Here is a 10,624-nt window from a genome sequence, read left to right on the forward strand (position 1 = left end):
AATTTGTGTCACAGGGTTGTAACGTGATATTGGCCCGGCCGGCCGGTGCGCGCACCGCGGAGGGAAGCGGGGCGAGTCATGAGAGGTTCCGTGCACGAACTGGCCGCGGCGTACGCGCTCGACACCCTCACGCCGCGGGAACTGCGCCGATTCGAACGGCATCTGATGCGCTGCGACGCGTGTGTGGACCGGGTGCGGCGGCTGGCCGGGGACACCGTGCGGCTCGGTGCCGGGGGTTCCGCCGTGCCGGCGCCGCCTCCGATGGTGCCGCCTCCGATGGTGCCGCTGCCGGTGATGCCGCCGCCGGTGGACGGCGCGCGGGGCGTCCCGGGGGTGCCGGAGGTCCCGGAGGTCTCGGAGGTCCCGGATGGCCCGGAGGGTCCGCCGCCGGCCCGGTGGCGGGAGGCGTGGCGCCGGCCGTCCGCGACGCGTCTGGCCGCGACGGGCGCCGGGGCGGCCCTGCTGGTCTGCGCGGTGCTGGGCGCCCTGCTGCTGCGGACCGCCGCGCAACTGGACCGGGAACGGGGGGACGCGCGCGCGGTCAACGAGGTCCTCACGGCCGGCGACGCCCGCCCCGTCTACTCCAGCGACGACCACGGACGGGGGGTGACCGCCGTGGTGTCACGGGACACGCGCCGCGCCGTGGTGACGGTGCACGGGCTGCCGCCGCTGGAGGGGCGCGATGTCTACCAGTTGTGGCTGGTGAGCGAACGCCCCACGTCCTTCCGCTCCCTCGGGGTGCTGGGTGCCGATCCGGCGGCGGGCGGCACGTCCGGGCCTCTCGTGACCGGCGGGCTGGACGAGCGGTCGTACGCCTTCACCGTGACGGTTGAGCCGACTGGCGGATCCGCGGTGCCGACCTCGGACGCCGTGGTCCAACTTCCGCTGCTCGCACTGGGGATCGGCTCATGACCGTCAACCCCCTTGACGGAAAGGTGAATCCGGGAACGCGGATGCATAGGTGACGCCGCAGGACGATAGGGTTACCCTGCCCGGTGCCGGGTGCCCTCGAACGGGTGGGGAGTGTCATGGATCAGATAGCAATGCGGAGCAGGCCGCGAGTGCCTGCCATCACGTGCGGGAGCAGCGCGTCCAGCGCGCGTCTCGACCGCCATCTCTCGGTGCTGGCCGGCCCTGCCGCGCCGCAGCGGGAGGCGGAGGAGGCCACGCTGTTGATGCGCGAGCTGACCTCGCGCGACCACGTGCGCACGAACGCCAGCCGCGGGGCGCGCGTTTCGCTGTTCGCGCCGCTGCGGCGGCTGCGCCGTTCGCTCTTCGGCAGCCGCGGCTGACCGGAGGCGTTCTCGGCGTTCCTTCAGCGGACAGGCTCGGGCGCAGTACACCGTCCCGGCACCGCGCTGCTTCATGCGGCGCGTCGGTGTGCTCCGTCCGGGCCTGTTGTCATGTCGACTTGTGGTCACAGCAGGGCGAACTGCCCGTCCGGACCCTCCTCGTGGTGATCCAGCACGGAGGCCGGACGGCGCGCCGTTGCCGGCACCGGCAGCACGTGTGCGGCCCGCAGCTCGGCCACACCGATCCGCGGCCCGGCCGCGACCCGGGCGGCCAGCGCGCGGCGTGACGGCCGCAGCTCCGCCAGCAGCGCCAGCACACTGATCAGCTCCAGCAGCTCGGTCGTCCTCGCCCGCGGCCAGGCGGCGGGCGAGATCGCGTCGAGGCCCTCCGCGGCCCCGTCGGGGATACGCCGCTCGAACCAGGTCTCCAGCACCCGCGTCCCCCCGGCGTGGAACTCCCACACCGCCTCCGGCACCGGCGCCACCCGCCCGTCCCCCAGCAGCAGCGCCTCTTCCTCCGGGTCGTACGACGGCGCCTTCCGCGGCACGTCCGGCAGCGGCGCCCTGACGTAGGGGCGCCGGCCGCCCGGCAGCCGGGGGTGCCCGGCGGGGCGGCCCTGTGCAGGATCGGCGAAGCGGGTGCCCCGGGTGTGCAGCCACAGCAGCCGGCGGCCCAGCGCGACGCCCTCCGCCCACAGCGCCGGATCGGCGGTGAGCGGGACCTCGACGGGCGAGCCCGTGGCGAGGGCGGCGATCCAGGCGAGCACGTCCTCGGCGGCGACCGGGGTGCCCAGCCGCTCGGCCAGGAGGTCCAGCAGACCCGGCGCGAGGTTCGGGTCCAGCCCGCCGGGGCGGCGGAACAGCGGCCGGATGCGGCCCGGCCGGCCGGCGGCGGAGTGGCCGTCGGGGAGCAGCGCGGAGAAGACCAGCGGCGGCCCCGGGACCTGCGGCAGACGCGCCGTTTCCACCGCGTACAGCTGCCGGTCCTCGTCGGCGACCCGCCACAACTCGGGGCGGGCGGCGTCGATCAGCCGCTGGTCGGGGATGAGCCACTGCTGGTCGTAGGGGCCGTGCAGCACCCGCACCGGTTCCGCGCACGGTCCGTCCTCGCGCTCCAGGCGGGTGGTGGGCGCCGGATGGCCCGGCAGCTGGGCGACGGCGGTGCGCGGGGTGCGCGCCCGGGTCGGGTGGAACAGCCGCTCGCGCTCGGCGCCCCCGGCCTTCACCAGCCGGTCCCAGCGCGCGGTGAGGATCGCCGCCTCGGGGGCCATGATCCAGCTCCGCCCCAGGCGCAGGGGCGGGACGGACCAGGGCATCAGGTCGGCCGGCGTCGGCGCTTCATCGCTCACTGTGAGCATGCTACTGAGGCCCCTCAGGGTGCCTCCATGGTCACGGTGAAGGAGAAGCGGTCGCCCCGGTAGTGGATGCGCACCACGTCGACCACGCGGCCGGTGTCGTCGTAGGTCACCCCCGTGTAGTGCAGGATCGGGCTGAGCAGGGGCACCTGGAGCAGCCGGGCGGTGTCCGGGTCGGCCAGCCTCGCCTCGACGGTGTCGGTGATGCGGCTGATCCGCACTCCGAGGGCGTCCCGCAGCACCTTCGTCATCGGCCAGCGCGCCAGGTCCGCCAGGTCGATCCGGGCGGCCAGTTCCGGCAGGACGAAGTTCTCCGCCCAGTTGGTCGGCTCACCCGACTCGTCGCAGCGCAGCCGGCGGTAGGCGACGGTGTCCGCCGTTCCGGGGAAGTACTCGGCGAACTCCGGCGGCACGGGCGAGGGGCCGTGGCCGAGCACGCTGGTGCGGTCCCCGGACTGCTGGGCGACGATCGCGTCGACCGAGCCCAGCAGCCGCACCGGCGCCCCGCGCAGCGCGGCAGGTTCGATGAACGTGCCGCGCCGCCGGTGGCGGCTGATCAGCCCCTCCTCCTCCAGCTCCTTCAGCGCCTGCCGCATCGTGAGGACGCTGACGCCGTAGTGCCCCGCCAGCGCGTCCTCGGTCGGCAGCCGCAGCGGGGCGTCCGGACGACGGCCGAGTATCGAGGCGCGCAGGGACTGCGAGACCTGGTACCACAGCGGGAGCTTGCGGTTCAGGACCAGCGAGTCGGGGGCGAAGGTGCTGCTCGGGCTCGTCGTCATGGCCTGAAGTGTCGCTCAAGCCCCCGCCACACGCCGTCGTAGTCCCGCTGCAGATGCTCCGCCCCCAGAGCCTCCGGTGTCGCCACCACCGGCCAGCGCGTCTCGAACATGAAGGCCAGCCCGTCGTCCACCTTCTGCGGGACCAGCTCGGCGGCGCTCGCCCTGTCGAAGGTCGTCCGGTCCGGGCCGTGCGCCGACATCATGTTGTGCAGCGACGCCCCGCCGGGGACGAAGCCCTCCGCCTTGGCGTCGTACGCGCCCTCGATCAGCCCCATGAACTCGCTCATCACGTTCCGGTGGAAGTACGGCGGACGGAAGGTGTCCTCGCCGACCAGCCAGCGCGGCGCGAAGACCACGAAGTCGGCGTTGGCCAGCCCCGGGGTGTCGGAGGGCGAGGTCAGCACGGTGTAGATCGACGGGTCCGGGTGGTCGTAGCTGACGCTGCCCAGCACGTTGAAGCGCCGCAGGTCGTACACGTACGGCACCAGGTTGCCGTGCCAGCCGACGACGTCGAGGGGGGAGTGGCCGTACTCGGCGGCCCACAGGTTGCCGCCGAACTTGTTCACCACCTCCACCGGTTCCTCGCGGTCCTCGTAGGCAGCCACGGGCGCCATGAAGTCCCGGGCGTTGGCCAGGCCGTTGGCGCCGATCGGGCCGAGGTCCGGCAGCCGGAAGTGCTGGCCGTAGTTCTCGCAGACGTAGCCGCGCGCCTCGCCGTCCGGCAGTTCGACGCGGAAGCGCACCCCGCGCGGGACCAGCGCGACATGGCCCGGCGCGGCGGCCAGGACGCCCAGTTCGGTACGGAGCAGCAGCCGGCCGCGCTCCGGCACGATCAGCAGCTCGCCGTCGGAGGAGGAGAACACCCGGCTGTCCATGGAGCGGTTGGCCGCGTACCAGTGGATGCCGATGCCCTCGCGGCGCAGCACGTCACCGTTGCCCCCGACGGTGACCAGGCCGTCCACGAAGTCGACCGGCTCCTCCGGCAGCGGCAGCGGGCTCCAGCGCAGCCGGTTGGGATCGGGCTCGGCCGCGAAGGGCGCGCTCCGCAGCCGCCCGTTGCCGATTCGGTGGAACGGCGGATGGGCCGCCGAGGGACGGATGCGGTACAGCCACGAGCGGCGGTTGTGATGCCGCGGCTCGGTGAAGGCGGTGCCGCTGAGCTGCTCCGCGTAGAGGCCGAGCGGGGCGCGCTGCGGGGAGTTGCGGCCGGCCGGAACCGCTCCGGGGACCGCCTCGCTCATGTGCTCGTTGCCGAAGCCGGGGAGGTAGGTGAGGTCCTTGCCGTCCTGGATCTGCGTGCTGGTGATCTCTGTGCTGGTCACGATTCCTATGGTTGTCCATAGGAATCAACCCCGCAAGGGACCGGCCGGTCCCTGTGGAAAACCGGCATGATGGACCTCGTGCACAGCAGCGGCAACGGTCTCCGGCGCGTCCCCGTCCAGCAGCGCAGCGCCGAACGCTTCGCCCGGATCCTCGACGCGGCCGCGGCGATCCTCGACGAGAGCGGCTACGAGGAGCTGAGCACGCGCGCCGTGGCCGCCCGCGCGCGGGTGCCCATCGGCTCGGTCTACCGCTTCTTCTCCAACAAGCGCGCCATGGCCGACGCGCTCGCCCGCCGCAACCTCGACAAGTACCTGGCCGGGGTCACGGACCGCCTCGACGCCCTCGGCGCGGCCCACGGCGCCCCCGGGGACTGGCGCCGGCTGATCGACGTCGTCGTCGACCAGTACGTCGCGATGCGCCGTACGGTGCCGGGCTTCGCCCTCGTCAGCTTCGCGGGCCCCGCCCCGGGACCCGCCGTGAACGACCTGGCCAACCACCTGGTCGCCGACCGGCTCCGCGCCCTGCTCATCGCCCCGCTCGGCGACGCAGGCGTGTCCGTGACCGACGACCGGCGGCTGCGGACGGCCTTCGTGGTGGGCGTGGAGGCCGCCGACGCGCTGCTCAAGATGGCCTTCCGCGCCGACCCGCAGGGCGAGGCCGCGCTCATCGCGGAGACCAAGGAACTGCTCCGCGCCTACCTGGCCGGGGTCCTGGAGCCGTAGCCCGCGGCGCCGTCCCCGCGAGCACGTCTCCGCGAGCACGCCCCCGAGATGCTATCCCGACATGCATACCGGTCGGTATGGTGACCGCACACGAGGAAGCGCCCTGCCCCGGGAGGCCCGATGGCCAGCAGTCGTACCGCCCTGCGTATCTGTCCGCTGTGCGAGGCCACATGCGGACTGACCCTGACCATCGAAGCGGACCGGGTCACCGGCGCCCGCGGCGACCGTGACGACGTCTTCAGCGCGGGCTTCATCTGCCCCAAAGGCGCCTCCTTCGGCCAGGTCGACGGCGACCCCGACCGGCTCACCCGCCCGCTCGTGCGCCGCGACGGCGTGCTCGCCGAGGCGACCTGGGCCGAGGCGTACGCGGCCGTCGCCGAAGGGGCCGCCCGCGTACGCGCGACCCACGGCGACGCGGCGACCGGCGTCTACCTCGGCAACCCCAACGTGCACACCATCGCCGGCGGTCTCTACCCGCCGATGATCATCCGCGCCCTCGGCACCCGCGCGCTGTTCTCGGCCAGCACCTTGGACCAGATGCCCAAGCAGGCCGCGTGCGGCCACCTCTACGGGGACGCGCTCGCCGTCCCCGTGCCCGACCTGGACCGCACCGACCACCTGGTCGTCATCGGCGGCAACCCCCTGGTCTCCAACGGCAGTCTCGCCACCGCCGCCGACTTCCCCGGCAAGCTCAAGGCGCTGCGCCGCCGCGGCGGCCGGCTCACCGTCATCGACCCCAAGCGCACCCGCACCGCCGAACTCGCCGACCTTCACATCGCCCCGCGCCCCGGCACCGACGCGGCGCTGCTCTTCGCCGCCGTCCACGTGCTGTTCGACGAGGAGCTCACGGACCTCGGCCGGCTCGAGGTCCACGTCACCGGCGTCGACGAGGTCCGCGCCCTGGCCCGCGACTTCACGCCCGAGGCCGTCGCCCCGTACTGCGACGTCCCCGCCGAGCGGATCCGCACCCTCGCCCGCGACCTGGCCGCCGCCCCCAGTGCCGCCGTCTACGGGCGCCTGGGCAGCACCGCCGTACGCTTCGGCACCCTCGCCAGCTGGCTGATCGACGTCCTCAACATCCTCACCGGCAACCTCGACCGGCCCGGCGGCGCCATGTTCCCGCTGCCCGCCACCGTGCGCGCCCCCCGCCCGGCCGGCCCCGGCCGCGGCTTCACCACCGGACGGTGGCGCAGCCGGGTCTCCGGCCACCCCGAGGTCGCCTCCGAACTGCCCGCCGCCGCCCTCGCCGAGGAGATCGACACCCCCGGCGAGGGGCGCATCCGGGCCCTGGTCACCATCGCCGGCAACCCGGTGCTGTCCGCCCCCGACGGCGCCCGCCTCGACCGCGCACTGGCGGGGCTGGACTTCATGGTCAGCGTCGATCCGTACCTCAACGAGACCACCCGCCACGCGCACGTCGTCCTGCCGCCGCCCCCGCCCTCCCGCAGCGCCCACTACGACTTCGCGTTCGGCAACTTCGCCGTGCGCAACAACGCCCGCTACAGCCCGTCCGCGATCCCCCTGGAGGACGGCAGGCCCGGCGAACCGGAGATCCTCGCCCGGCTCGCCCTCCTCCTCGGCGGCCTCGGCCCGGACGCCGACCCCGCGCTCGTCGACGAGCAGGCCGTCGCCCACCGCCTGGCCAAGGAGACCGCCGACCCGCACTCCGCGGTCCACGGCCGCGACCCGGCCGAACTGGCCGCCGCGCTCACCGGGGACACCGGGTACGAGCGGAGGCTCGACATGATGCTGCGGCTCGGCCCGTACGGAGACGGCTTCGGTGCCGACCCGGACGGCCTCGGTCTGCGCCGGCTCCTCGACCGCCCCCACGGGATCGACCTCGGCCCGCTGCGCCCGCGCGTCCCCGAAGTGCTGCGCACCGTCTCCGGCACGATCGAACTGGCGCCCGCGCCGCTCACCGCCGACGTGCCCCGCCTGCTCGCGGCGGTCACCGGCCGGTCAGGGGACGGACTGGTCCTCATCGGCCGGCGCCACCTGCGCTCCAACAACAGCTGGATGCACAACGTGCCCGCGCTGGCCGGCGGGAGCAACCGCTGCACCCTCCAGGTGCACCCCGAGGACGCCGCCCGCCTCGGCCTCACCGACGCGGCGCCCGCCCGGATCAAGGGCGACGGCGGCGAGATCGAGGCCCCGGTCGAGGTCACGGACGCGGTGCGGCCCGGTGTGGTGAGCCTGCCGCACGGCTGGGGCCACGACCGCGCCGGCACCCGGCTCACGGTCGCGGCCCGCGAACCGGGGGCCAACCTCAACCAGTTGCTCGACGGCACCTTGCTCGATCCGCTCTCGGGCACCGCCGTCCTCAACGGATTCCCGGTCCAGGTCGCCCCGGCGTGATCCACCGCACGGGTCACCGCCCTGGAAACAGAAAACTATCGGCGCTAGTTTGGGCGTTCCACGGCAGGTCCGCCCGGGAGGACAAGGGATGAAGCCGCACGACGGGATGTACATCGATGGCGACTGGCGGCCCGCCGCCGGCACGGGGACGATCGACGTCGTCAACCCCGCCGACGAGCAGGTGTTCGCGACCGTGCCCGCCGGCACCGCCGACGACGTGGACGCCGCCGTCCGCGCGGCCCGGGCGGCCTTCCGCGGCTGGGCGGCCACCCCGCCCGCCGAGCGGGCCGCCCGCATCGCCGCGCTGCGCGACGTCCTCGCCGCCCGCAAGGAGGAGATCGCCGAGACCGTCACCGCCGAACTGGGTGCGCCGCTGGCCTTCAGCCAGGCCGTCCACGCGGGGCTCCCGATCGCGGTCGCGGGTTCTTACGCCGAACTCGCCGCCACCCACCCCTTCGAGGAGCGGATCGGCAACTCCACCGTCCTCCACGAGCCCGTCGGCGTGGTCGGCGCGATCACCCCGTGGAACTACCCGCTCCACCAGATCGTCGCCAAGGTCGCCCCGGCGCTTGCCGCCGGCTGCACCGTCGTCCTCAAACCCGCCGAGGACACCCCGCTGGTCGCCCAGCTCTTCGCCGAGGCCGTCCACGAAGCGGGCCTGCCCGCGGGCGTGTTCAACCTCGTCACCGGCCTCGGGCCGGTCGCCGGGCAGGCCCTGGCCGCCCACGAGGACGTGGACCTGGTCTCCTTCACCGGGTCCACCGCCGTCGGCCGGCAGATCGCCGCGACCGCGGGTGCCGCCGTCAAGCGCGTCGCCCTGGAACTCGGCGGCAAGTCCGCCAACGTCATCCTCCCGGGCGCGGACCTCGCCAAGGCCGTCAACGTCGGCGTCGCCAACGTCATGTCCAACACCGGCCAGACGTGCAGCGCCTGGACCCGCATGCTCGTCCACCGCGACCGTTACGAGGAGGCCGTGGCCCTCGCCGCGACCGCGGCCGCTAAGTACGTGCCCGGCGAGCGTATCGGCCCCGTCGTCAACGCCAGGCAGCACGAGCGCGTCCGCGGCTACATCGCCAAGGGCGTCGAGGAGGGCGCCCGCCTCGTGGCCGGCGGCACCGACGTGCCCCGGGCGCGGGGCTACTGGGTCGCTCCCACCGTCTTCGCCGACGTCACCCCGGAGATGACGATCGCCCAGGAGGAGATCTTCGGCCCCGTGCTGTCGATCCTGGCGTACGAGGACGAGGGGGACGCGCTGCGCATCGCCAACGGCACCGTCTACGGCCTCGCCGGGGCGGTCTGGGCGGGCGACGAGGCCACGGCCGTCGCCTTCGCCCGGCGCATGGACACCGGCCAGGTCGACATCAACGGCGGCCGTTTCAACCCGCTGGCGCCGTTCGGGGGCTACAAGAAGTCCGGGGTCGGCCGCGAGCTCGGCCCGCACGGCCTCACCGAGTACCTCCAGACCAAGTCCCTCCAGTTCTGACAGCCCGAGCGCAGGAGAAAACACCGTGGTCCGCGCCGCCGTACTGCCCGCCGTCAACGCGCCCCTCACCCTCGCCGACATCGACCTGCCCGAACCCGGCCCGGGCCAGGTGAGGGTCAGGCTCGCCGCGGCCGGGGTGTGCCACTCCGACCTGTCCCTGTCCAACGGGACGCTGCGGCAGCCGGTACCCGCCGTCCTCGGGCACGAGGGCGCCGGCACGGTCGTCTCCGTGGGCGAGGGCGTGACGGACGTGGCCCCCGGCGACCGGGTCGTCCTCAACTGGGCGCCCTCCTGCGGCAGCTGCCACTACTGCGGGCTCGGCGAGCCCTGGCTCTGCGCCGCCGCGGGCGCGGCGGCGGGCGTGCCCTACGCCAAGCTCGCGGACGGCGGGGCCGAGCTCTACCCGGGGCTCGGGTCGGCCGCGTTCGCCGAGGAGACCGTGGTCGCGGCGGGCGCGGTCCTGCCCCTCCCGGACGGGGTCCCCCTGACCGAGGCCGCGCTCCTGGGATGCGCCGTGCTCACCGGGTACGGGGCGGTCCACCACAGCGCCGGGGTGCGCCCCGGAGAGTCCGTCGCCGTCTTCGGCATCGGGGGCGTCGGCCTCGCCGTCCTCCAGTCCGCGCGCATCGCCGGAGCGGGCACCGTCGTGGCCGTCGACGTCTCCCCGGAGAAGGAGGCCCTGGCGCGGGCCGCGGGCGCCACGGAGTTCCTCCTCGCGGGGGAGGACATCGCGAAGCGCGTCCGCGAGCTGACCGGCGGGCACGGGGCGGACGTCGCCATCGAGTGCGTCGGGCGCGGCGAGACGATCCGCTCCGCGTGGTCCTCGACGCGGCGCGGCGGGCGCACGACGGTCGTGGGCATCGGCGGCAAGGGCGACCTGGTCTCCTTCTCCGCGCTGGAGCTCTTCCACTTCGGCCGGACGCTGTCCGGGTGCGTGTACGGGAACAGCGACCCGGCGCGGGACCTGCCGCTGCTGGCGGAGCACGTGCGGGCGGGGCGGCTGGACCTCTCGGCGATGGTCACGGAGCGGATCGGGCTGGACGGGATTCCGGGGGCGTTCGATGCGATGCGCGCGGGGCGCGGCGGGCGTTCGCTGGTCGTCTTCTGACCGGCGCGTCCCTCGTGTGCGGGTGGGTTGTGGTTGCGGTTGGGGTTCTTTTCCCGCCCGCCCTCCCGTGGCCCCGGTGCGGTCAGTGCGGGTCTGCGCTCTGTCCGTCTGTGGGTCGGTGGCGCGCCGGCGCACGTCCTCAGCGCTCGCGGATTTGCCGGGCCGTTGCGTCACCGGCATCACCGCTCGTCGCTTCCGGGCGCACCC

General features: G+C 74.3%; 9 protein-coding genes. 6 read left to right on the forward strand and 3 right to left on the reverse strand.

Annotated elements, in window-relative coordinates; genetic code table 11:
• Positions 1-78: 78 nt before the first annotated feature.
• Together ACFW3D_RS36670 and ACFW3D_RS36675 are read left to right on the forward strand one after the other, a co-directional pair.
• The gene (locus ACFW3D_RS36670; protein WP_500512014.1) at positions 79-912 is read left to right on the forward strand and encodes an anti-sigma factor domain-containing protein; all 834 of its coding nucleotides are present in this window, start codon (positions 79-81) and stop codon (positions 910-912) included.
• Between the two features lie 116 nt (positions 913-1,028).
• Entirely contained in the window at positions 1,029-1,292 is a 264-nt protein-coding gene (locus ACFW3D_RS36675; protein WP_500512016.1) for a hypothetical protein, read from the forward strand.
• A gap of 125 nt (positions 1,293-1,417) precedes the next feature.
• On the opposite strand, the gene ACFW3D_RS36680 is transcribed toward ACFW3D_RS36675, so the two are convergent.
• Genes ACFW3D_RS36680 through hmgA form a run of 3 tightly spaced genes read right to left on the reverse strand, consistent with a single transcriptional unit; the run spans position 1,418 to position 4,748 of the window.
• Positions 1,418-2,650 carry a type ISP restriction/modification enzyme gene (locus ACFW3D_RS36680; protein WP_500512018.1) on the reverse strand — a complete coding sequence of 411 codons (1,233 nt, stop codon included), beginning with the start codon at positions 2,648-2,650 and terminating at the stop codon, positions 1,418-1,420.
• 14 nt (positions 2,651-2,664) lie between these two features.
• Entirely contained in the window at positions 2,665-3,426 is a 762-nt protein-coding gene (locus ACFW3D_RS36685) for a GntR family transcriptional regulator (protein WP_500512020.1), read from the reverse strand.
• A complete protein-coding gene (gene hmgA, locus ACFW3D_RS36690; RefSeq protein WP_500512022.1) occupies positions 3,423-4,748 on the reverse strand; it encodes a homogentisate 1,2-dioxygenase in 1,326 nt (441 codons plus the stop codon). The genes ACFW3D_RS36685 and hmgA overlap by 4 nt, the downstream gene beginning before the upstream one ends.
• Before the next feature lie 66 nt (positions 4,749-4,814).
• Here hmgA and ACFW3D_RS36695 point away from each other — a divergent pair, with 66 nt between their 5' ends.
• The 4 genes from ACFW3D_RS36695 (at position 4,815) to ACFW3D_RS36710 (ending at position 10,417) form a co-directional block, all read left to right on the forward strand.
• The gene (locus ACFW3D_RS36695; RefSeq protein WP_500512024.1) at positions 4,815-5,471 is read left to right on the forward strand and encodes a TetR/AcrR family transcriptional regulator; all 657 of its coding nucleotides are present in this window, start codon (positions 4,815-4,817) and stop codon (positions 5,469-5,471) included.
• 120 nt (positions 5,472-5,591) lie between these two features.
• Positions 5,592-7,826, forward strand: coding sequence for a molybdopterin oxidoreductase family protein (locus ACFW3D_RS36700; RefSeq protein WP_500512026.1), 2,235 nt, complete (start codon positions 5,592-5,594; stop codon positions 7,824-7,826).
• Positions 7,827-7,914: 88 nt separating this feature from the next.
• On the forward strand, positions 7,915-9,309 hold the full coding sequence (locus ACFW3D_RS36705) for an aldehyde dehydrogenase family protein (protein WP_500512028.1): 1,395 nt from the start codon (positions 7,915-7,917) through the stop codon (positions 9,307-9,309).
• Between the two features lie 25 nt (positions 9,310-9,334).
• A complete protein-coding gene (locus ACFW3D_RS36710) occupies positions 9,335-10,417 on the forward strand; it encodes a Zn-dependent alcohol dehydrogenase (protein ID WP_500512030.1) in 1,083 nt (360 codons plus the stop codon).
• Positions 10,418-10,624: the final 207 nt, after the last annotated feature.

It is taken from the genome of Streptomyces sp. NPDC058864 (genome assembly GCF_042742985.1).
Taxonomy (GTDB): Bacteria; Actinomycetota; Actinomycetes; order Streptomycetales; family Streptomycetaceae; genus Actinacidiphila.

Coding starts and splice junctions, on each gene's coding strand:
- ACFW3D_RS36670 (WP_500512014.1), top strand. CDS start 79: ATGAGAGGTTCCGTGCACGAACTGGCCGCGGCGTACGCGCTCGACACC.
- ACFW3D_RS36675 (WP_500512016.1), top strand. CDS start 1,029: ATGGATCAGATAGCAATGCGGAGCAGGCCGCGAGTGCCTGCCATCACG.
- ACFW3D_RS36680 (WP_500512018.1), bottom strand. CDS start 2,650: ATGCTCACAGTGAGCGATGAAGCGCCGACGCCGGCCGACCTGATGCCC.
- ACFW3D_RS36685 (WP_500512020.1), bottom strand. CDS start 3,426: ATGACGACGAGCCCGAGCAGCACCTTCGCCCCCGACTCGCTGGTCCTG.
- ACFW3D_RS36695 (WP_500512024.1), top strand. CDS start 4,815: ATGATGGACCTCGTGCACAGCAGCGGCAACGGTCTCCGGCGCGTCCCC.
- ACFW3D_RS36700 (WP_500512026.1), top strand. CDS start 5,592: ATGGCCAGCAGTCGTACCGCCCTGCGTATCTGTCCGCTGTGCGAGGCC.
- ACFW3D_RS36705 (WP_500512028.1), top strand. CDS start 7,915: ATGAAGCCGCACGACGGGATGTACATCGATGGCGACTGGCGGCCCGCC.